Genomic DNA, 21545 nt, shown 5'->3' on the forward strand with positions numbered 1-21545 from the left:
ACAAAAGCATCTTACATCCAATGCTTTCCCTTTCAGGGCGACTTTTTTATTTCTTCTTTAGCTCTTAACCCGCATTCTCATTTTTCCTTCAAAGGAAATGATAACCTCAACCTGATAACTCAAACTGCTGTCAGGCATTGCCAGAACAGCAAGATAATGAATGCCAGATTCATCTATCTTATTGAATACGATGTCGCTCAATATAGACTGGTCCAAGAAAGAAGCAGGAACCTGCTTATCGAAATCCTTCTTATGAAAATCACGAGAGAACAGACAGTTGGCACCATGATAAACATGCAAGTTCACAATATTATCATAATAAACATTGTCTACCTCAACACCATCATCATTATAAGAACTCTTGTAGACCTTATAACTTGTTGGGTTAACCTGTACGTAGAGATGATATTTCTCATCGCCCCTTACAACCACCGTATCACGTTTAATCAGCGTATTCTGATTCAGCGCCACGGAAGCATGGTTGTGGATGAACTGCTGCAAATAAGACTTATCTTCCGTCTTCACCAGCTTAACCACATCCCCATTCTGCACCTTAAACTGGAAAATATGCTCAGCCTGTTTTACAATCGGATATTTTGCAATATTAGCACCCTTCATTACAAGCGTATCGCCAGCAATGTAGAAGTAGACAGGCTGACTGGTTGAATCAGGATAATAAATCGTATCGCCTTTTACGCGGAACGCCACATCATCCTCATCGTCATCGTTCAGCCAAATGCCTTGCAACATCTTCTTAGCCGCAGTATCTTCCTTCACTTCCTGTTGCTTTTCGGCCTTATGCCCACAAGCAACAAGAGTCAAGATACAACTGAGCAGCCATAAATTAACTATCTTTTTCATGATGAGTTCTTTAAATAAATTAACCGATAAAAGCTGATGCCAATTCTACTCGAAATAATCAGCCTCTTCGAAAGACTTTGCCTTGGTTCTGTCTTTTTCTGACGTAAGCACCTCAACTCCTTCAATAGGCCATTTTATTCCGATAGTAGGATCATCCCAATGAATACTGGCTTCGTAATCAGGAGCATAAACATTATCTACTTTATAAGTAAAGATGGCTTCGTCACTCAGTACCAGAAAACCATGGGCAAAACCGCGAGGAATGAAAAACTGACGTTTGTTCTCTCCACTCAGTTCAACCATTACATATTTACCGAAAGTCTTACTGCCCTTTCTCAAGTCAACAGCTACATCCAGCACGCGGCCTTTGATGACACGCACCAACTTAGCCTGCGAGAATTCACCTTTCTGATAATGCAAACCTCTGAGCACACCACGAGCCGACATCGATTCATTGTCTTGCACAAACTCCACATGCCCTCCAACGTGAGCATCAAAGTCAGCCTGCTTCCATGCTTCAAAGAAATAGCCGCGAGCATCATCAAATACCCGAGGTTCTATCAGCCAGACTCCTTCAATTTCTGTCTCTGTATATTTCATTGATTTATACCTTATTTATTTTAGGCACAAAGGTAATACTTTTTCCCGAAACGACAAAACAAATTAGACTTTTTATGATTTCATCGAAAATTTTCTCTATTTTCTGTTGGTCATTTCCGAAAAAATCACTACCTTTGCAAACGTGAATAGACTAGAAAGACATATAGAGATCCTACTTTTGAGCAACGATTGCGTGATTGTCCCAGGATTTGGTGGCTTCATGGCTCATCATGTAGATGCGCGTTACGATGGCAGAGACAGCATGTTTTTGCCACCGCTGAGAACTATTGGCTTTAACCCACAGCTCCAGATGAACGATTCTCTCCTTGCACTTTCGTATGTTGAAGCATACGACATCAGCTATCCGGAAGCTTTGAACCGCATTGCTGATGAGGTGACAGAGATGCGTCAGACTCTGGAGAATTCAGGAAAATTTGAACTGAATGATATTGGCACCATCATATTGAACGAAGACGGAAATTATACCTTCGAACCATGCGAGGCGGGCATTCTTACCCCTGAGTTGTATGGTTTGGGCGGCTTAAACATGCTCCCACTCGCGCAGATTTCTGCAGAAGAGGTTCAGAAGGCTGAAGATTCTGCTGCTTCAATCATTGAAATGCCAGCAAAGACAGTAGAAAACAATCGTACAGAAAGCGAAGTCAAGAATCAGGATAGTAACCAGAAGATGGAGAGTGGACTCTCTGTCAACAATTCTGTGTTCGTTAACGAAGAAGAAGAAGAATCAAATGCCGAATTCATCAGCATCAAGAAGAGTTGGTTGCGCAATATTGCAGCAGCCTGCATCGCTCTCATTGCATTCTTCACCTACTCTTCTCCATTGGGAACCCCAACCGTTCAGAAGAGCCAAATCGACACAGGCATGCTGAACCGCATCATGCCTAAGGAGATCAATAAAGTTGCGCAACCTCAAGAACTGGTACTTAGTACAGAATCACAGGCAGAAGAGAGCATTCCTGCCAAGTCTGTCAACATGGCTCAGGACAACGAATTGCAAACAGCTTCTTCTTACTACAGCATCGTTTTGGCAAGTCGTGTTACCAAGCGCAATGCAGCCTGCTATGCTGAACTCCTCCAGAACAAAGGATTCAAGGAAGCTAGGGTGTTGATTACGGATAATAATGTGAAAGTTATATACGGAACATACTCTACCGAGGGCGAAGCTTATACTGCTCTCAACCGTTTACACAACTATGATGCTTTTACTGACGGCTGGATTACGAAAGTGAAAGAATAGTTGACAGTTAAGAGTTTATAGCTAGAACAAAGAGCAAGGAGTATCGGAAACTTCTACAACACATTATTATAATAAAGACAGAAAAGTAAGAAAAAGAATATGAAAAGAGTACGTTGTCCTAAATGCGATAATTTTATCACCTTCGATGAGACCAAGTATCAGGCAGGTCAGAGTCTCGTTTTCGTTTGTCCTAATTGCAATAAGCAGTTTGGCATCCGAATGGGAGTTTCCAAGCTCCGCGAAACTCGCAAGGAGGAAAAACTTGACGAGAATGCCAACGAGAAGGGATACGGTTCTATCGTTGTCATCGAGAACGTATTCGCTTACAAACAGGTCATCCCGCTGCAGTTAGGCGACAACATCATCGGCCGCTACATGAAGAACAGCGGAATCAACTGCCCTATCGAAACCGTAGACCCAAGCGTTGACATGAACCATTGCGTAATCAATGTTAGCCGCGACAAGAAAGGCAAATTGAAATACGTACTCCGTGATGGACCAAGTTATACAGGAACTTTCGTTGACAATGAAATTCTGGGCGACAGAGAACGCCGCGTTATCGAAGACGGAACCCTGTTCACCATCGGAGCAACTTCTATCATTCTCCGCACAGCAGACAGTGAAGAAGAAAACTAAGAAGTTTCGATTATCAAAATAAACACTTCAAAAGGAGCAATTAGATGTTGGTTTACATCCAATTGCTCCTTTTTCACTTAACGAAAACGTAAAATCCCGCCATATTTCTAACTTTCTGAAAGAAATCTACTATATTTCGTAATCTTTTTGCTTTTATTTTCTTTAAATTAAAAGAAAATGTGTACCTTTGCATCGGAATATAAAAAATAGAAATGAATTACGTTAGGTTATGGATGTAGCAATCGTAAAATATAATGCCGGAAATATCTATTCCGTAGTCAACGCCATGAAGCGTTTAGGCATCGAACCTGTACTTACAGATGATGCAGAAATGCTCCAGAAGGCTGACCGCGTTCTCTTCCCAGGACAAGGTCAGGCAAGAGAAGCAATGGAATATCTGAAGGCTCATCAGCTTGATCAAGTAATCAAGAACTTGAAGCAACCCGTCCTGGGCATTTGTGTAGGACAGCAACTCTTGTGCCGCCATTCGGAAGAAGGTGATGTAGATTGCATCGGAATCTTTGATGTAGATGTAAAGCGATTCCAGCCTCAGAAACACGAAGACAAGGTGCCTGCTATGGGCTGGAATGAAATCTATGATTTGAAGACTGACCTTTATAAGGGGTTCGGAAACAGAATGGATTATGACTCAGACAAGTCTACCGCTGATGCGCTGCTTCATCCCTACTCCTATTTCGTACATAGTTATTATGTGCCACTCTGCGAGGAGACCATTGCCAAGGCAGAATACATTCTTCCTTATAGCGCATCGCTCCACAAAGATAATTTCTATACCTGCCAGTTCCATCCGGAAAAGAGCGGAAAAGTGGGAGAACAGATTTTAAAGAACTTTTTAGAGATAAAATAAAAGAGGAAATACTAATATGATAGAATTAATTCCAGCTATCGACTTGATAAATGGCCAGTGTGTTCGTCTTACCAAAGGCGATTACGACCAGAAGAAGGTTTACAATGACAATCCTGCCGAGGTTGCAAAACAGTTTGAGCAGATGGGCTTCAAACGCCTTCATGTAGTAGACCTCGATGGAGCCAAGTCAAAGCACATCGTAAATGATGCGGTGTTGAAGGCCATTACCACAGAAACCTCTCTCGTGGTTGATTTCGGTGGCGGAATCAAGACCGAAGAAGATATAGAGAAAGCTTTTGCTGCGGGAGCAAGCATGGTTACAGTGGGCAGCATTGCCGTCACCAATCCTGAGCTCTTCATGCAATGGCTGGACAAATATGGAGCTGACCGCCTGATTCTGGGAGCCGACGTAAGAAACGGTAAGATTTCTATCAACGGATGGAAAGAAGATTCTTCTGAAGATCTCCTTCCTTTCCTGAAAAAGTACATCGATAAAGGAGTACGCTACGTTCTCTGCACAGAAATCAGCAAAGACGGAACGCTGCAGGGACCTGCCATAGAACTCTACAAAGAAGTAATGGCTGCCTATCCTCAACTGAATCTTATCGCCTCAGGCGGAGTGAGTTGCAACGAAGACATTGAAGCATTGGAAACTGCAGGAATTCCTGCCGTAGTATTTGGAAAAGCTTTCTACGAAGGGAAAATCGATGTTAAGAAACTAGTTAATAGTTAAATAGTTGACAGTCAAAAAGTTTATAGTTAGGAGTTAAGTAATCATAAAGTTCAAAGTTCAATGGTCAAAGTTCAAAGTAACAAAGGATTAGCTAAACGAATCGTTCCTTGTCTTGATGTAAAGAACGGCGAGACGGTAAAGGGAACCAATTTCGTAAACCTTCGCAGCGCTGGTGACCCGGTAGAACTGGGAAAAGCTTATAGCGATGCTGGAGCCGATGAGCTCGTATTCCTCGATATTACAGCGAGTTTCGAAGAGCGCAAAACCTTTACGGATATGGTAACCCGCGTGGCTGCCGAAATCAATATCCCATTTACTGTGGGAGGTGGAATCAATGAACTCAAAGATGTTGACCGCCTGCTCAACGCAGGAGCTGACAAGGTTAGCATCAACAGTGCTGCCATCCGACATCCGGAGCTCATCGATGAAATTGCCAACCATTATGGCTCACAGGTTTGCGTATGCGCCATTGATGCACGTCTCGATTCTGACGGCTGGCACTGTTATGTGAAAGGCGGAAGAGAACGGGTGGAACTAGGATTGTTTGACTGGGCTAAGGAAGTGGCCGACCGGGGTGCCGGTGAAATTCTCTTTACCAGTATGGATCATGACGGTGTGAAACAGGGATTCGCAAACGAGGCCCTCGCCCGTCTAGCTGAAGAAGTAAGCATTCCTATCATCGCCTCAGGTGGTGCTGGAAAGATGGAGCATTTCCGCGATGCGTTCACCCAAGGCAAGGCAGATGCTGCCCTGGCAGCCAGCGTGTTCCACTTTGGCGAGATTGCCATTCCTGACCTCAAGAAATACCTGAGAGAAGAAGGAATCAACGTGAGAATATAGAACACGTAAGGATACTGAGACACGTGAATATAATAATGTAAGAAAATAAAAACAAGATAAAATGGAAATAGATTTCGAAAAATTAGGCGGACTGGTTCCTGCCATCATCCAAGACGCAGTTACAAAGAACGTCTTGATGCTTGGTTTCATGAACCAGGAAGCATACGATAAGACAATAGCAACCAAAAAGGTAACATTCTGGAGCCGTTCACGCAACTGCCTCTGGACAAAAGGTGAAACATCAGGTAACTTCCTGAATCTCGTTAGCATTCAGAACGACTGCGATAACGACACCTTGCTGGTTAAGGTTCACCCTGATGGTCCAACCTGCCACAAAGGTACAGACACCTGCTGGGCAGAAGAGAATACACTCAACCCAATCCTCTTCCTCTCAGAGCTTCAGGACTTCATCAACAAGCGCCACGAAGAAATGCCAGAGGGAAGCTACACTACCAGCCTCTTCAAGAAAGGCGTTAACAAAATGGCACAAAAGGTTGGAGAAGAAGCTGTTGAAACCATTATCGAAGCCACAAACGGCAACAACGAGAAACTCGTTTACGAGAGTTCTGACCTTCTCTATCACCTCATCGTTCTGCTCACAAGCAAGGGCTTGAGAATAGAAGATGTTGTGAAAGAACTTCAGATGCGTCACGACCCGGAATGGGATAAGAAACGCCGCGTTGCCAAGAGTAAGGGCGAAATGAAATAATAAACCAACATTAAGGAGAAAAAAATAGAAGATGTTAATAGATTATCAGAACGTCAGCATATATCAGGCCGACAAGTGCGTGCTCCAAAACATCAATTTCCATATTGACGAAGGAGAATTCGCCTACCTTATTGGAAAAGTCGGCTCTGGTAAAAGTTCGCTATTAAAGACACTTTATTGCGAACTAGACCTTGTAGAAGGCGAAACCGAGAAGGCTGAAATTCTCGGCAGAGACCTCAAAACTATCAGGCGAAAGGAGATTCCGGCTCTGCGTAAGGAATTGGGAATCATCTTTCAGGATTTCCAGCTGCTACACGACCGCACCGTTCGCAAGAACTTTGAATTCGTACTCAAGGCAACAGGCTGGAAAAACAAAAAAGACAGAGAAAAGCGTATTGAAGAGGTGCTCAACGAAGTAGGCATGATTGATAAAATCGACAAGATGCCTCATGAGCTCTCAGGTGGTGAACAGCAGCGTGTAGCCATCGCCCGCGCCATTCTCAATAATCCTAAAATCATCATCGCCGATGAGCCTACAGGCAATCTCGACCCAGAGACAGCCAGCAACATCGTGAGTCTGCTGAAAGACATCACCAAGCAAGGCACAGCTGTTGTGATGACAACCCATAACATCCCGATGCTCGACAAATTCCCAGGCATCGTTTACCGCTGTAAGGAAGGTGTGCTCTACGACGTAACCAACGAGTACAACCACATCGACCTCACAGAGGATGGAGAAGATAATTAAGTGAAATAATTAAATAAAATTACGACTATGAAGGTAATGAAATTCGGAGGTACTTCTGTAGGCTCACCAGAGCGCATGAAGGGAGTAGCCTCTTTGGTTACAGAATCAGGTGAACCAACTTTCATCGTATTGTCTGCGATGAGCGGTACAACAAACTCTCTCGTTGAGATCTCTGACTATCTTTACAAGAAGAATCCAGAGGGCGCCAACGAGGTAATCAACAACTTGGAGAAGAAATACATGCAGCATGTAGAAGAACTCTACTCTACCGAGGAGATGAAAAATACGACTCGTGAGTTCTTGCAGGGCGAATTCAACTATCTCCGCTCATTCACCAAAGACCTCTTCACTTCTTTCGAGGAGAAGAGCATCGTGGCTCAGGGCGAGATGATGAGCACCAACATGGTTGTAAACTACTTGAAGGAACAGGGTGTAAAGGCTGTATTGCTCAGCGCATTAGACTTTATGCGCACTGACAAGAACGCAGAACCAGATCCTCAGTACATCAAGGAGAAGTTGGCTGCTATCATGGAGCAGAACCAGGGCTATCAGATTTACATCACTCAGGGATTCATCTGCCGCAACGCATACGGCGAGGTTGACAATCTGCAGCGTGGCGGTAGCGACTACACCGCATCTCTTATCGGTGCAGCTCTCCCAGCTGACGAAATTCAGATCTGGACCGATATCGATGGAATGCACAACAACGACCCTCGTGTCGTAGAGCACACTGAAGCTGTCCGCCAGTTGAACTTCGAGGAGGCTGCTGAGTTGGCTTACTTCGGTGCCAAGATCCTCCACCCTACCTGTGTTCAGCCAGCTAAGTATGCAGGCATCCCTGTACGCTTGAAGAACACCATGGATCCTAAGGCCGACGGTACAATCATCGACAATGTCATCGTACGCGGCAAGATCAAGGCTGTTGCTGCCAAGGACAACATCACAGCCATTAAGATCAAGAGTAGCCGCATGTTACTCGCTACAGGTTTCCTACGCAAGGTATTCGAAATCTTCGAGAGCTATCAGACTCCAATTGATATGATTGCCACTTCTGAGGTGGGTGTCAGCATGAGTATTGATAATGATTCTCATCTTAACGACATCGTAAACGAACTGAAGAAATATGGTACAGTAACTGTAGATTCTGATATGTGCATCATCTGCGTTGTAGGTGATTTGGACTGGAGCAACGTTGGCTTCGAGACCATCGCTACCGATGCGATGAAGAACATTCCTGTACGCATGATTTCTTATGGTGGTTCTAACTACAACATCTCATTCCTCATCAGAGAGAAAGATAAGAAGCAGGCATTGCAGAACTTGAGCAACGTATTGTTCGAGAAGAAGTAATGCAAATGAAAACGAAGAGTGAAAAGTGAAGAATTCGTATGTAATGCTTCCTATCCACTCTTCGTTGGATATTCTGATTTACAATAAATTGGATATTCTGATTTAACTATAATAAGGTATTAATTTAAGATTAAGCGAAATGAAAGGTACATTTCCGATAGATAAGTTTCAGGAGATACAGACTCCGTTCTACTATTACGACACCAATGTGTTGCGCCAGACATTGAAAACCATCAATGAAGAGGCTGGCAAGCACGAGGGATTTGAAGTGCACTATGCCGTAAAGGCAAATGCCAACCCTAAGGTGCTCAATATCATCTGTCAGGCTGGTTTAGGAGCCGACTGTGTGAGCGGAGGAGAAATTCAGGCAGCCATCAAAGCCGGTTTCCCTGCCAGTAAGATTGTTTACGCTGGTGTAGGCAAAAGCGATTGGGAAATCAACCTCGGATTGGAGAAAGACATTTTCTGCTTCAATGTAGAAAGCATTCCGGAGTTGGAAATCATCAACGAGCTGGCTGAAAAACAGAATAAGATTGCGCAGGTTTGTTTCCGCATCAATCCGGATGTCGGCGCCCATACGCACGCTAACATCACAACAGGTCTGGCAGAAAACAAGTTCGGAATTGCCATGCGCGACATGGAAGCCGTAATCGAAGAGGCTGCCAAGATGAAGAACATCCAGTTCCTCGGACTGCACTTCCACATCGGAAGCCAGATTCTCGATATGGGTGATTTCGAGGCACTCTGCAACCGTATCAACGAACTTCAGAACCAGCTTGAAGCGCATCATATCGTTGTGAAGAACATCAATGTGGGCGGCGGATTGGGCATTGACTATAATCATCCAAACCGCCAGCCAATCCCTAATTTCAAGGATTATTTCGATACATACGCAAAGAAACTGAAGTTGCGCGATGGTCAGAAGCTTCACTTCGAGTTGGGTCGCGCTGTAGTGGGTCAGATGGGTTCTCTCATCACCAAGACACTCTACATCAAGCAGGGCACAGCCAAGCAGTTTGCCATTGTGGATGCAGGAATGACCGACCTCATCCGTCCAGCACTCTATCAGGCTTACCATAAGATTGAGAACATCTCAAGCGATGAACCTGTAGAAACTTACGACGTAGTAGGTCCTATCTGCGAATCAAGCGATGTCTTCGGCAAGGCTGTCGACATCAACAAAGCCCATCGCGGCGACCTCATCGCCCTCCGCTCAGCCGGAGCCTATGGTGAGATTATGGCGAGCCAGTATAACTGTCGCCAGTTGCCAAAGGGGTATATTACAGAAGACTTTTAATATAGTTGAAAGTTAAAAGTTAAGAGTTTATAGGATTCTCCTTTCTCTAGCTTTCTATATTACGAGAAAAAGAATATGATGATCATTAGTACAACTACTATAATAGCAGGCGCAGTGGTGGTTTTATTGGCGGTTCTCGGATCGCTGATAAATCCATTTCTGCGCTCGTTGCGCTTTCAAAAAACAGAAACGGCAGAGAATCAACCTCCTGTCAGTATACTCATTACCGCACACGATAATCTTGCTGAATTGGAGAGGAATCTCCCTATGTTCCTGCGCCAGCAGTATGCTGCCGACTATCAGGTAATTGTAGTCTGCCAGAGTACAGATGGCGAGACGCAGGATTTTCTGAAGCGAACAGCAGCCGAGAACCCTCATCTTTATTATACTTACATTCCTGAGAGTTCACGCTACATGAGCCGCAAGAAATTGCAGATTACACTGGGTGTGAAGGCAGCCAAACATGAATGGATTATTTTGACAGAACCTAATTGCCGCCCAAGCAACGACAAGTGGCTGCAAACCATGGCCCGTCAATGTCAGGACCCAAACCATCTGGTATTGGGATATGTAGCCCTTGATGAGGAAACCAAGAGCGTACGCCGTTTCGACAGCATCCGCAAGGCTTACTATGTTTTGCGCCGTGCCCAACAGACCTACGGCTATCGCAGTCACATGCCAAACGTAGCGTTCCGCAAGAGCGACTTCATGAAGGAACAGGGCTATCAGGGCAACCTGGAATATGTTCGCGGCGAATACGATTTTCTCGTCAACAAGTATGCCCATTATGGCGAAACTGCTACAGAACTGGATTGCGATGCATGGCTCATCCGTGAAGCACCATCGAACAAGAGCTGGCACAATGCCCACCTCTATCTGCAGGCTTCACGCAAGAGTCTGGAAAGAGCAGGTTCCATGCGAACCCTCATGTTCTTCGACCATCTCATGCCACATCTCAGCCTGATAGCAACACTGGCCGTTGCAGCCTACTCTATCCTCATGAAGAATTGGATTCTTACAGGATGCGCAGGTTTCAGTTTCCTTCTGCTGTTCATCGTGAGAATGCTGATAGCCAACAAGGCCATCAAACACTTTGATGACGGAATAGCGATGTTCAAACTGCCATTCTTCGAATATGGAATTATCTGGAGAAATCTGGCTACCAAATTGCGATATTGGCGGGCTGACAAAAACGATTTCACTTCTCATAAACTCTAAACAGGGTAAAAAGGAAGTAACAGTCTATCAGAATAATAACAGTTAAAAATAACCGACAGAACGATGAAAGTATATTTGTTCATTTCCAACCAAAAGAAGTTGCTGAAGATGTATCTTCCATACATCGAAGCCTTGAATAAGCAGCTCGACATCACCAACAGTCTGGTTGATGCCGACATTGTGTTGATTATAGGAGCATGGACATGGCAGGGAGCCCAGATAGCCAAGAAAGCAAAGCAGATGGACATTCCCTACATCGTTTGTCCACTAGGTGATATTTCTGAGAGAAACTGCAAGAACCCTTACTTGAAGCGTTCACTGCAACAGTCTATGTATCAGAAAGCCATGTACGCCAAAGCCAACCTCATAGTAGCTACTACCCCTATGGAGAAAAACTATCTGGAAAAGAAAGGTTGGAACAAGCGCATCGCCCTGATTCGCTATGCAGGCTACAGTCATCTTACCAACACTGAAGCCATGATGCAAAACTGGCAGGAGACGGATGAGGAGACGCTGGCAGTCTTCGAGCAGCAAAAGGCAGAAGCCATCGCTGCCCAAACCAAACAGGCAATCATCGCACAGATTATGCAGATAAAAAGCCGCATGCCGCATCAGAATATTCCGCAAAAATATCTTGACGATTTACACACTCTCCTCTATGCTGATGATTATGATGAGGATGCTATCAAGCAAGAACTGGCAGAGAAGAAACTCTCTTCCTATGCCGCCTCCGTTTTCCAGACCATGACAGATAAAACAGGACTCACAGAAGGCTTCATGCCGATTCCTGCCAAAAAGGGCAGAAAGAGTAAAGAGATTCTGAAATTTGTGAAATAAAAAAGATTCTGAAGTTTGCGAAATAAGAAGAAATGAACTTAGATAGAATAGAACAGCAGGCTGGTCATCTGCCAGCTTACCAGATAGCCGACTCTGTCAATGAAGCATTGATGGAGTCGGCTAACCTTGTTATTACAGCTCCTCCTGGAGCCGGTAAATCTACCCTTCTCCCGCTCACCATTCTGCGAGGCATGAGTGATCAGGCATTGGAAGGCTTCATCCATAATCATCTTAAAAGTCAGGGTAAGATTCTGATGCTCGAACCGCGCCGTCTGGCTGCTCGCCAGATTGCCGAACGGATGGCGCAGATTCTGGGAGAACCCGTGGGCAAAACCATCGGCTATCGGGTAAGATTCGAAAGCAAGGTTTCGGATGAAACACGCATCGAAGTCCTTACCGAGGGCATTCTCACCCGAATGCTGGTCAATGATGCAACACTCGAAGGCGTTTCGTGCCTCATCTTTGATGAGTTTCATGAGCGCAGCATCAATTCCGATCTGGCGTTAGCGCTGGCCCGGCAAACACAGGAAATCATCCGCCCCGACCTGAAGCTCATTATCATGTCAGCAACAATCGATGCTTCTATCATCTGCCAGGCACTTCAGGCTCCGCTTATCGAGAGTAAAGGCAGAATGTTTCCGATAGAAACCATTTATGCAGACCACGACATAGACAGATATCAGGTAGCGCAGGAAATGGCAGCCACTATCTGTCAGGCTTTCAGAAACCAGAAAGGTGACATTCTTGCCTTTCTGCCGGGACAGGGAGAAATCATGAAATGCGAAGAACTGCTTCGTTCTGCCTTATCTTCAACGGAAATCTATCCACTCTACGGCAACCTTTCGCCTGAAAAGCAGCGGCTCGCAATCGCTCCTTCCCAACCGGGCGAACGAAAAATCGTATTGGCCACTCCTATCGCCGAAACTTCTCTCACCATCGAAGGGGTACGAATCGTTGTGGATTCCGGACTATGCCGAAAACTGGTTTATGATGCCCGTACAGGCTTGAGTCATCTCGAAACCGTTCGTATCAGTCAGGACATGGCTACGCAGCGAAGGGGACGTGCGGGCAGAATAACATCAGGCGTATGTTACCGGCTTTGGACACAGACCTCGGAACATCTGATGCCAGAACAACGGCTGCCCGAAATACTGGATGCAGATCTCTCTTCGCTGGTTCTCGACATTGCAGCTTTCGGCGAAAACAAACCGGAACTGCTGCCTTGGCTCACCCTTCCTCCCAAGGGCAACCTCGTATTGGCACAGCAACTTCTTATGTCGCTCAACGCCCTCACTCCTGATCATGATGCTCACGCTCTCAGTGGCAGCATCACCGCAGAAGGCAACAGAATGGCTCAACTTCCTTGTCATCCGCGTATTGCCAAGATGATGATCAGCAGCGATTCTCCGGCGAGCCAAGCCCTTGCCTGCGACATTGCAGCTCTGCTGGAAGAGAAAGACCCGATGGGCGAAAATGAGGATTCAGACATGACGCTCCGCCTTTCTATCCTCCGTTCCGCACGCTGCAAGAAGAATCTGGGACGTTGGAACCGTATCGTTCAGATTGCACAGGAATACAGGAAGATGCTGCGTATCAAAGAAGACAACGAGCCAATTGATGCTGAGGAAGTGGGCCATCTCATCGCCCTAGCCTATCCTGAGCGCATCGCCCATGCCACCGACCATGCGGGCAACTTCAAGATGTCGAATGGCAACACGATTTTCATCGACCCGATCGACAGCATGGCAGCAAACGAATGGCTTGCCATCGCATCACTCAACCTCGCTTCAACCTCATCATCCAATTCTGGGCAGGGACGGAAAGGAAGGGTATTTCTCTCAGCCCCCGTCAACTGGAAGAACTTGCCGGCACAAACCTGCGAGAATATTTCATGGGACAGCAAAGCGCTGGCAGTAAAGATGCAACAGGAAACACGGATAGGAGCACTCGTCATAGACAGCAAGCCGATACAAAATGCCAGCCGAGAGACTGTTTCTAATATTATCTGCGAAGCTGCCAGAAAAGACGGACTCAGCATGTTCGACTGGAACGAATCGGTTCATCGTCTGCAACAGCGCGTGGCGCAAGTAGCTGAATGGCATCCGGAACTGGAGATTCCTGACCTATCTACGGAGCATCTCCTGTCAACAGCCCAAGCGTGGCTCCCTTTCTATCTCGAAGAAGGTGGTAAGATGAAGACTTCTGTTACAGAGCTGAAGAAACTCAACCTGTGCGAAATCCTTTGGAACATCCTTCCTTACGACCTTCAGCAGGAGATAGACCGCCTTGCTCCCACTCACATCCGTGTACCATCGGGCAGCAACATCCGCATCGATTATCGCCTGGGAGCAGAAGCCCCGGTTCTGAGTGTGCGGCTTCAGGAGTGTTTCGGAATGACATCAACACCCACTGTCGATGCTGGCAGACAGCCCCTTCTGCTTGAGTTGTTATCTCCCGGCTTCAAGCCCGTTCAGCTTACTCAGGATCTCGCAAGTTTTTGGCAAGGCACTTATTTCGAAGTCCGCAAGGAACTGAAGCGCCGATACCCTAAGCATTTCTGGCCGGAGAATCCGTTAGAGAGCCAAGCCGTGAAAGGTGTCAAACGATGATAAGAAGAAGCAAACGCTAAGAAGATTCGTAAGAGACGATGAAAGAAGCTTCAAGTAGTATTGTAAAAGGCCAAAAGCAGTTTTCTTGACCTTAGAAAAGAAAAAGAAAAAAAAGGTCGCTCCCCTATCTGGGTAGCGACCTTTATCTTTATATTTGAATTTTGATGTAATCTTAATTCAACGATGCATCATCTGCAAGGAAATTAATCCTTGAAGAAATCCTTAACAGCCTCGTTTGGTACCATCTTCTCATCGAAAACGTATGCACCAGTCTTAGGGCTCTTAACCATCTTGATAACCTTTGTATATGCGCGACCATCCATGTTACCTTCGTGGAGGGTAGCGACCGCTTTCTTTGCCATAGTCTATTTAAATTGATAAAATTATTAAACTTGTAAGCTAAGCTTACTTAATCTCCTTGTGAAGAGTCATCTTCTTAAGGATTGGGTTGTACTTCATCAACTCAAGACGCTCAGGAGTGTTCTTACGATTCTTTGTAGTCACGTAACGGCTTGTACCTGGCATACCACTGTTCTTGTGTTCAGTGCACTCGAGGATAACCTGTACTCTATTACCTTTTGCTTTCTTTGCCATGATATTTATTCTCCTATAACTTTAATGTCCTTCCAATCTACGTAGCCCTTCTTTACTGCCTGATTCAAAGCAGCATCGAGACCTACCTTATTAATAAGACGAAGACCAGCAGCACTGATCTTGAGGCTGATCCAGCAACCCTCTTCTACATAGTAGAATTTCTTGCTGAAGAGGTTAACATCAAAGCTTCTCTTTGTACGGTGCTTTGAGTGAGACACATTGCAACCTAACTGTGCCTTCTTACCTGTAATTTGACAAATCTTAGACATTTCTATCTTTAATTTTGTAATTCGTTAATTGATACCTATTCCAAACAGAGTGCAAAATTACAAAATAATTTGGTAATAACAAAATAATCCCTAAAAGAACGCTGTCTTTTAAGGATTATTAATATTTGATAGCCTTAAATTAGCAATTAAGCCTCTTTTTTAAGTTCTTCAGCATGTTCTTTCAAAAATTCGAGCATGCCTTTAAGCGCTGTATTTGTGGCAATTGCAAGGTTGATGTCGCGTCCGAAATCTTCGGTGAGTTTTACTACGCGAACATCGTTCTTATCGCCATAACCTACATAGATTGTGCCCACAGGAATGGCTGGAGTTCCACCCGTTGGACCAGCCACACCCGTTGCTGAAATGGCGAAGTCTACATTCAGGGTCTTGATTGTGCCGAGCACCATCTCCCTAGCCACTTCTTCGCAAACGGCAGTCTGCTCCTCCAGAACCTCATGGCTCACGCCCAAAAGATTCTCCTTTACCTCGTTGGTGTAGCTTACTACACCACCCTTGAAGTAATTGCTGGCACCTGGCAAAGAAATCAGCGCCTCGGCGATACGACCACCTGTGCAGCTCTCTGCTGTGCCTACTGTCTTGTCACTATTGTAGAGCATCTCCTGGATGCCCTTGCTCAATATCTTTGTTTCAAATTCCATATTTCTTACTTAAATGTTACTTTACTATAGGCTGGCAAGTCGATGGTTGCAAACTCACCATCACGATACTTGAAGGTTCCCACGCAGCCTATCATCGCCGCATTATCGGTAGTATAGCTGAACTTAGGGATGTAGATAGTCCAGCCGAAGCGCTTGGCATGATCGCGGAAAGCGTTGCGCAAACCATTATTAGCGCTCACACCTCCAGCTACAGCCACATGCTTGATACCGGTCTGCTTGACAGCCATGCGGAGTTTCTTCATCAGAATATCAACGATGGTAAACTCTATGCTGGCAGCCAGATCGTACTTGTTCTTCTCAACAAAATCAGGATCAGCAGCCACCCATTTGCGCAAACTGTAGAGGAAACTTGTCTTGAAGCCTGAGAAACTGTAGTTCAAACCCGGAATATGAGGCTCAGAGAAACTGAAAGCCTTCGGATTGCCCTGACGTGCATACTTATCTACGACAGGACCACCAGGATACCCCCACTCCAGTACCTTGGCACACTTGTCAATAGCCTCGCCAGCCGCATCGTCGATGGTCTGTCCCAGTACTTCCATATCGTTGTAGGCATTCACCTTTACAATCTGCGAATTTCCACCGCTCACGAGAAGACAGATGAACGGGAATGGAGGTGCACTCTGGTCATCATCGCTCTCCTTGATGAAATGAGCCATCACATGACCCTGCAGATGGTTTACGTCAATCATCGGAATATTGAGCGAACGGGCGAATCCCTTGGCAAAGCTTACACCCACAAGGAGCGAACCCATCAGACCCGGACCACGGGTGAAGGCTACGGCAGAAAGATCTTCCTTCTTGATGCCGGCACGCGCGATGGCCTGGTCAACGACTGGAACCACATTCTGCTGGTGGGCACGGGAAGCCAACTCCGGAACAACACCGCCGTAAGCTTTGTGAACCTCCTGAGAGGCGGTAACATTGCTCAGCAGCACACCATTCTTGAGCACTGCGGCAGAGGTATCATCGCAGCTGCTCTCTATACCTAATATATATATATCCTTCATTTCTTAACATTTAACGTTAATATGTCAAAATCTCCACACCTGTCTCTGTCATCACAAGCGTGTGCTCCCACTGCGCAGATGGCTTCTCATCACCAGTGATTACTTCCCATCCGTATGGATCGTCGGCATCGAGGAATACCTGCCAGGTTCCCATGTTAATCATTGGCTCGATGGTGAATACCATGCCCGGAACGAGCAGCATGCCAGTGCCTCTATGACCATAGTGAAGAACCTCAGGCTCTTCATGGAACTGGCAACCTACGCCATGACCGCAAAGATCGCGAACCACACCATAACCATACTTCTTGCAATGCTTCTCGATGGCATGACCGATATCACCTACGAACGAGTATGGCTTGGCAACCTCCATACCGATTTCCAGACATTCCTTGGCTACGCGAACCAGCTGCTCCTTTTCAGGAGTAGTCTTGCCGCCAACGATGAACATACGGCTGGCGTCAGCGTAATAGCCATCTACGATGGTTGTCATGTCCACATTGATGATATCGCCCTCTTCGAGCACATCCTCTTCCTTAGGAATACCATGGCAAACCACTTCGTTGATAGAGGTACAAACGCTCTTAGGATAGCCTTCGTAATTGAGACACGCAGGAATGGCATTATGATCCTTGCAATACTGCATGCAGAGATCATCAATCTCCTGGGTGTTGATTCCCGGACGGATCATCTCGGCTACCGCATCAAGACAACCGGTGTTTACGACACCACTCTTGCGGATGCCTTCTATCTGTTCTGGAGTTTTAATCAAGTCACGGGTTGGAACAAGTTTACCCTTGTTTTCCCAAAACATTACCTGCTTGTCGAGCTCTGTAAGAGGCTGACCTGGCAAGCAATGCCATCTTTTCTTCTTAATCATTGTATTATGTATTTAATATTTGCGACTGCAAAAGTACATTTTTTATTGCAGAGCACAAAATAAAATGGCAATTATTTGCATTTTAGTGCAAATAATCACCACAAATAATTACTTCAAATGCTCGTAAATCTTATCGCACCAGTCTTCTCCATTCTGCGGACAATAAGTAAACAGTCCCAGTTCAGAGGCTGCACAGCAGTTACGGGGACCATCATCAATAAACAGACACTCCTCTGGCATAATCTTCTCCTGAGAAAGGACATAACGGAAGAAATTCTCATCCGGCTTCATATACTTTACTTCATAAGAACGGTACATCGCATCGAAATAATCGCCGATAGGATGACCGTCGCCGGAGAACGCCTCGCTGTCTACCCAGGCTGATACATAAGGGTTGGTATTGCTGAGCAAGATTACACGGTAGCCCTGCTTCTTAAGATTGCGGAGAGTAACCAGATTGCGTTCTGGAATTTCCTTCATGTAGCCCAGCCAGCAATGCTGCAGTTCCTCGAAGGTTACCTCGCGGCCAATCTTCTTGCACACTTCCCGACGGTATTCCTCCTCGGAAATCTTGCCCTCTTCCAGCTGACCGTTTAAGCCAACCTGTTTATAAGGGTCCATCTTCTCCGCAAACTCCTTCATACCCAACTCAATGAAACGTTTGCCTGCCTCATTCTCGTCGAGGGTGATGATGACACCACCCATATCAAAAATTACAGTTTTAATCATATAATTATCCTAAAAACGTTGTATTCTTTATCTTGTCAGAACAGCTCCAGTTTGTTCTTTCTAGCCTCTGAGAGCGAAGCTATCTTAGCCTGCTCTTCGTGATAGTCCTGGCGAAGTTTCTCGTAGCGTTCCTTCAGTTCCGCCTCAAACTTAGGACATTCAGCCTCGTTGAGGAAGCGGGCACAGATTCCGGCATTGAGCGATGCGTCCTTCACCCAGATGACCGGTCCGTCATATTCAGGCGCAATCTTCAGAGCCACATGCAGTTCGCTCGTCGTTGCCCCACCTACCATGATAGGAATGCGCAAACCAGCTTTCTGCATTTCCCGGGCCACATGAACCATTTCTTCAAGCGAAGGGGTGATAAGTCCGCTCAAACCGATTGCATCTACCTTTTCATCGATAGCTTTCTGTACAATCTGTTCGGCTGGAACCATCACACCTAAGTCGATGATTTCGTAATTGTTACATGACATAACCACGCAGACGATGTTCTTTCCGATATCATGAACATCGCCCTTCACGGTTGCCATCAGAATCTTGCCGGCAGTTGTTGCTCCACCCTGTTTTTCTGCCTCGATATGAGGCTGAAGGATAGAAACTGCCGATTTCATCGTGCGAGCCGTCTTGACAACCTGCGGCAAGAACATTTCGCCTTTTCCAAAAAGTTCACCTACCAGGTTCATGCCGTCCATCAGAGGACCCTCAATTACGTTTACGGCATGAGGATATTTGGCAAGTGCTTCATCAATATCCTGCTGCAGGAAATCGGTGATTCCCTTGCGCAGCGCATACTTCAGACGTTCTTCCACACTCTCCTTTCGCCATTCAGGAGCAGCCGGTTTCTTGGGAGCAACACCGCCTGCCTTAGCTGCAGCCTTGGCAGCATCAGCCTGGGCTTTTATCTCTGCCGCAAGCTCGATGAGTTCATCAGCTGCACCTTTTCTCCTATTCAGTACCACATCCTCTATGAGATGAAGCTGTTCTTCAGGAATTTTATTGTAATCCATTCTGGCTTTGGCATTTACAATACCAAAGTCCATACCTACCTGCTGGGCATGATGCAGGAAAACACAATGGATAGCCTCACGGATATAAGTATTGCCACGGAATGAGAACGAGAGGTTACTGACACCTCCGCTGACATGTGCACCAGGCAGATTCTGATGAATCCACTCCGTTGCACGGATGAACTCAACGGCATAATTATCATGCTCCTCCATACCGGTAGCTATGGCTAGTACGTTCGGGTCGAAGATGATATCGAGCGGATTCATGCCCAACTTGTCTACCAGAAGATGATAAGCTCGTTCTGCTATCTCGATGCGGCGCTCGAAAGTGGTAGCCTGTCCTACTTCATCAAAACACATCACAACAACGGCTGCACCATAGCGCAACACATCGCGGGCATGAGAAAGGAATACTTCCTCACCCTCCTTCAAACTGATGGAATTGACAATGCACTTGCCCTGGCAGCACTTCAAGCCAGCCACGATGACGTCCCATTTGGAAGAGTCGATCATCACCGGAACCTTCGCAATATCAGGCTCAGCAGCAATCATATTCAGGAAATTAACCATCTCGGCTTTCGCATCGAGCAAACCATCGTCCATATTCACGTCAACGACAGCTGCTCCATCAGCCACTTGCTTTCTGGCAATACCGATGGCTTCTTCATAATTCTTTTCGTTAATCAAACGCAGGAACTTCCTGCTACCAGCCACGTTACAGCGTTCGCCCACATTGACAAACCGACTGGCGTCAACCGGCAAATGTACGGAATCATCGACCTGCAGAAGGTCTAATCCCGAGAGCCACATATACTTAGGTTTCTCCACCACTTGATGCGGCTTCTTACCCTCAGCTATACGGGCGTAATGTGCGATGAATTCAGGACTTGTACCGCAGCATCCGCCTATGATGTTCACGATGCCTTCATCGATGAATTCGGCTATTTGCGGAGCCATCGATTCGGCTGTCTCGTCATATTCGCCCATTTCGTTAGGCAAACCGGCATTAGGATGCGCACTAATATAATAAGGTGCAACCTGCGCCATGTGCTCGATGAAAGGTTTCATCTGAGGAGCACCAAAGGCACAGTTCATGCCGACAGAGAAGATAGGATAAGGAGAAAGCGAAGCAAGGAAAGCATCTACAGTCTGACCACTGAGCGTTCTGCCCGCCAGATCACTCACCGTAAGACTGATCATAACAGGCAACTCTACTCCATGTTTCTTCATCATGGTGAGCGCTGCATCTATCATCGCCTTGCAGTTGAGTGTATCAAAGATGGTTTCGATGAGAATCACGTCAGCACCGCCTTCAATAAGTCCGTCCACCTGTTCGCATACATCGGTGAAAAGCTCATCGTAGGTAATCTCGCGGGCGGCAGGATTGCTGACGTCCGGACTCATGGAACATGTCTTGTTGGTTGGTCCCACATCTCCTGCAACGAAGCGTGGTTTATCAGGCGTAGAAAACTTATCGCATTCGATACGTGCCAGACGTGCACCCTCGAATGCCATTTCGCGGGCGCAGTTCTCCAGGTGATAATCAGCCTGCGAAATGCGCTGGCACGAAAAAGTATTCGCGGTAATAATATCGGCGCCAGCCTCCAGGTAGCGTCGGTAAATATCAGATATCACATCAGGACGAGTAATGTTGAGCATGTCGTTGTTGCCTTTCATCATACCCGGCAAATCGCGGAACCGCTCACCTCTGAAGTCTTCTTCTGTAAGATTATACTTCTGAATCTCAGTACCCATGGCACCATCAAGAATCAGAATTTTCTCCTTTACAATCTCTCTTAAATTCTTCATTGT

The 21545-nt window shown here is 46.0% G+C and carries 22 protein-coding genes; 12 read left to right on the forward strand and 10 right to left on the reverse strand.

The genetic code is table 11. From position 1 onward, the window contains the following. Positions 1 to 57: 57 nt before the first annotated feature. Both ONT18_RS05305 and rfbC read right to left on the reverse strand, forming a co-directional pair. Positions 58 to 861 carry a DUF4738 domain-containing protein gene (locus ONT18_RS05305; protein ID WP_153084423.1) on the reverse strand — a complete coding sequence of 268 codons (804 nt, stop codon included), beginning with the start codon at positions 859 to 861 and terminating at the stop codon, positions 58 to 60. Positions 862 to 906: 45 nt separating this feature from the next. Beyond that, positions 907 to 1461 (reverse strand): dTDP-4-dehydrorhamnose 3,5-epimerase, encoded by a 555-nt coding sequence (gene rfbC / locus ONT18_RS05310; protein WP_022121792.1) that lies wholly within the window; start codon positions 1459 to 1461, stop codon positions 907 to 909. Positions 1462 to 1639: 178 nt separating this feature from the next. Between rfbC and ONT18_RS05315 the strand changes: the two genes are divergently transcribed. The 12 genes from ONT18_RS05315 to hrpB all read left to right on the forward strand — a co-directional run bounded on the left by ONT18_RS05315 (position 1640) and on the right by hrpB (position 14564). Continuing rightward, positions 1640 to 2719 carry an SPOR domain-containing protein gene (locus ONT18_RS05315; RefSeq protein WP_437181680.1) on the forward strand — a complete coding sequence of 360 codons (1080 nt, stop codon included), beginning with the start codon at positions 1640 to 1642 and terminating at the stop codon, positions 2717 to 2719. A gap of 99 nt (positions 2720 to 2818) precedes the next feature. Beyond that, positions 2819 to 3355, forward strand: coding sequence for an FHA domain-containing protein (locus ONT18_RS05320; RefSeq protein ID WP_006846465.1), 537 nt, complete (start codon positions 2819 to 2821; stop codon positions 3353 to 3355). A gap of 229 nt (positions 3356 to 3584) precedes the next feature. Then, positions 3585 to 4223: an imidazole glycerol phosphate synthase subunit HisH gene (gene hisH / locus ONT18_RS05325; RefSeq protein WP_234564499.1), complete on the forward strand. Its 639-nt coding sequence runs from the start codon at positions 3585 to 3587 to the stop codon at positions 4221 to 4223. A 16-nt stretch (positions 4224 to 4239) separates the two neighbouring features. Then, entirely contained in the window at positions 4240 to 4956 is a 717-nt protein-coding gene (gene hisA, locus ONT18_RS05330; protein WP_264904431.1) for a 1-(5-phosphoribosyl)-5-[(5-phosphoribosylamino)methylideneamino]imidazole-4-carboxamide isomerase, read from the forward strand. Positions 4957 to 5016: 60 nt separating this feature from the next. Next, positions 5017 to 5796 (forward strand): imidazole glycerol phosphate synthase subunit HisF, encoded by a 780-nt coding sequence (gene hisF / locus ONT18_RS05335; RefSeq protein WP_118140298.1) that lies wholly within the window; start codon positions 5017 to 5019, stop codon positions 5794 to 5796. Positions 5797 to 5857: 61 nt separating this feature from the next. Beyond that, positions 5858 to 6505, forward strand: coding sequence for a bifunctional phosphoribosyl-AMP cyclohydrolase/phosphoribosyl-ATP diphosphatase HisIE (hisIE, locus tag ONT18_RS05340; protein ID WP_117728361.1), 648 nt, complete (start codon positions 5858 to 5860; stop codon positions 6503 to 6505). A gap of 31 nt (positions 6506 to 6536) precedes the next feature. After that, positions 6537 to 7253, forward strand: coding sequence for a cell division ATP-binding protein FtsE (locus ONT18_RS05345; protein WP_022121797.1), 717 nt, complete (start codon positions 6537 to 6539; stop codon positions 7251 to 7253). A gap of 27 nt (positions 7254 to 7280) precedes the next feature. Continuing rightward, positions 7281 to 8603 (forward strand): aspartate kinase, encoded by a 1323-nt coding sequence (locus ONT18_RS05350; RefSeq protein ID WP_117586361.1) that lies wholly within the window; start codon positions 7281 to 7283, stop codon positions 8601 to 8603. 139 nt (positions 8604 to 8742) lie between these two features. Then, complete coding sequence (gene lysA / locus ONT18_RS05355; RefSeq protein WP_234564495.1) at positions 8743 to 9900, forward strand: diaminopimelate decarboxylase; 1158 nt, start codon at positions 8743 to 8745, stop codon at positions 9898 to 9900. Positions 9901 to 9975: 75 nt separating this feature from the next. Next, a complete protein-coding gene (locus ONT18_RS05360) occupies positions 9976 to 11118 on the forward strand; it encodes a glycosyltransferase (RefSeq protein WP_118080773.1) in 1143 nt (380 codons plus the stop codon). 63 nt (positions 11119 to 11181) lie between these two features. Continuing rightward, positions 11182 to 11955, forward strand: coding sequence for a hypothetical protein (locus ONT18_RS05365; protein ID WP_264904432.1), 774 nt, complete (start codon positions 11182 to 11184; stop codon positions 11953 to 11955). 32 nt (positions 11956 to 11987) lie between these two features. After that, on the forward strand, positions 11988 to 14564 hold the full coding sequence (hrpB, locus tag ONT18_RS05370) for an ATP-dependent helicase HrpB (protein WP_264904433.1): 2577 nt from the start codon (positions 11988 to 11990) through the stop codon (positions 14562 to 14564). Between the two features lie 203 nt (positions 14565 to 14767). Here hrpB and ONT18_RS05375 read toward each other — a convergent pair whose 3' ends face one another. The 8 genes from ONT18_RS05375 to metH all read right to left on the reverse strand — a co-directional run bounded on the left by ONT18_RS05375 (position 14768) and on the right by metH (position 21542). Continuing rightward, entirely contained in the window at positions 14768 to 14926 is a 159-nt protein-coding gene (locus ONT18_RS05375; protein ID WP_006849046.1) for a DUF4295 domain-containing protein, read from the reverse strand. A gap of 43 nt (positions 14927 to 14969) precedes the next feature. Continuing rightward, entirely contained in the window at positions 14970 to 15158 is a 189-nt protein-coding gene (gene rpmG, locus ONT18_RS05380; RefSeq protein ID WP_006849045.1) for a 50S ribosomal protein L33, read from the reverse strand. A 5-nt stretch (positions 15159 to 15163) separates the two neighbouring features. Then, complete coding sequence (gene rpmB, locus ONT18_RS05385) at positions 15164 to 15427, reverse strand: 50S ribosomal protein L28 (protein ID WP_006849044.1); 264 nt, start codon at positions 15425 to 15427, stop codon at positions 15164 to 15166. A gap of 146 nt (positions 15428 to 15573) precedes the next feature. Beyond that, positions 15574 to 16086 (reverse strand): CinA family protein, encoded by a 513-nt coding sequence (locus ONT18_RS05390; RefSeq protein ID WP_022121811.1) that lies wholly within the window; start codon positions 16084 to 16086, stop codon positions 15574 to 15576. 5 nt (positions 16087 to 16091) lie between these two features. Then, positions 16092 to 17117, reverse strand: coding sequence for a tRNA (adenosine(37)-N6)-threonylcarbamoyltransferase complex transferase subunit TsaD (gene tsaD / locus ONT18_RS05395; RefSeq protein WP_117693676.1), 1026 nt, complete (start codon positions 17115 to 17117; stop codon positions 16092 to 16094). 16 nt (positions 17118 to 17133) lie between these two features. Continuing rightward, positions 17134 to 17994, reverse strand: coding sequence for a type I methionyl aminopeptidase (gene map, locus ONT18_RS05400; RefSeq protein ID WP_153073550.1), 861 nt, complete (start codon positions 17992 to 17994; stop codon positions 17134 to 17136). A gap of 108 nt (positions 17995 to 18102) precedes the next feature. Continuing rightward, the gene (locus ONT18_RS05405) at positions 18103 to 18723 is read right to left on the reverse strand and encodes an HAD family hydrolase (protein ID WP_264904434.1); all 621 of its coding nucleotides are present in this window, start codon (positions 18721 to 18723) and stop codon (positions 18103 to 18105) included. A gap of 35 nt (positions 18724 to 18758) precedes the next feature. Further along, on the reverse strand, positions 18759 to 21542 hold the full coding sequence (gene metH, locus ONT18_RS05410) for a methionine synthase (protein ID WP_264904435.1): 2784 nt from the start codon (positions 21540 to 21542) through the stop codon (positions 18759 to 18761). Positions 21543 to 21545: the final 3 nt, after the last annotated feature.

Source organism: Segatella copri, assembly GCF_026015295.1.
Classification (GTDB): Bacteria; Bacteroidota; Bacteroidia; order Bacteroidales; family Bacteroidaceae; genus Prevotella; species Prevotella copri_C.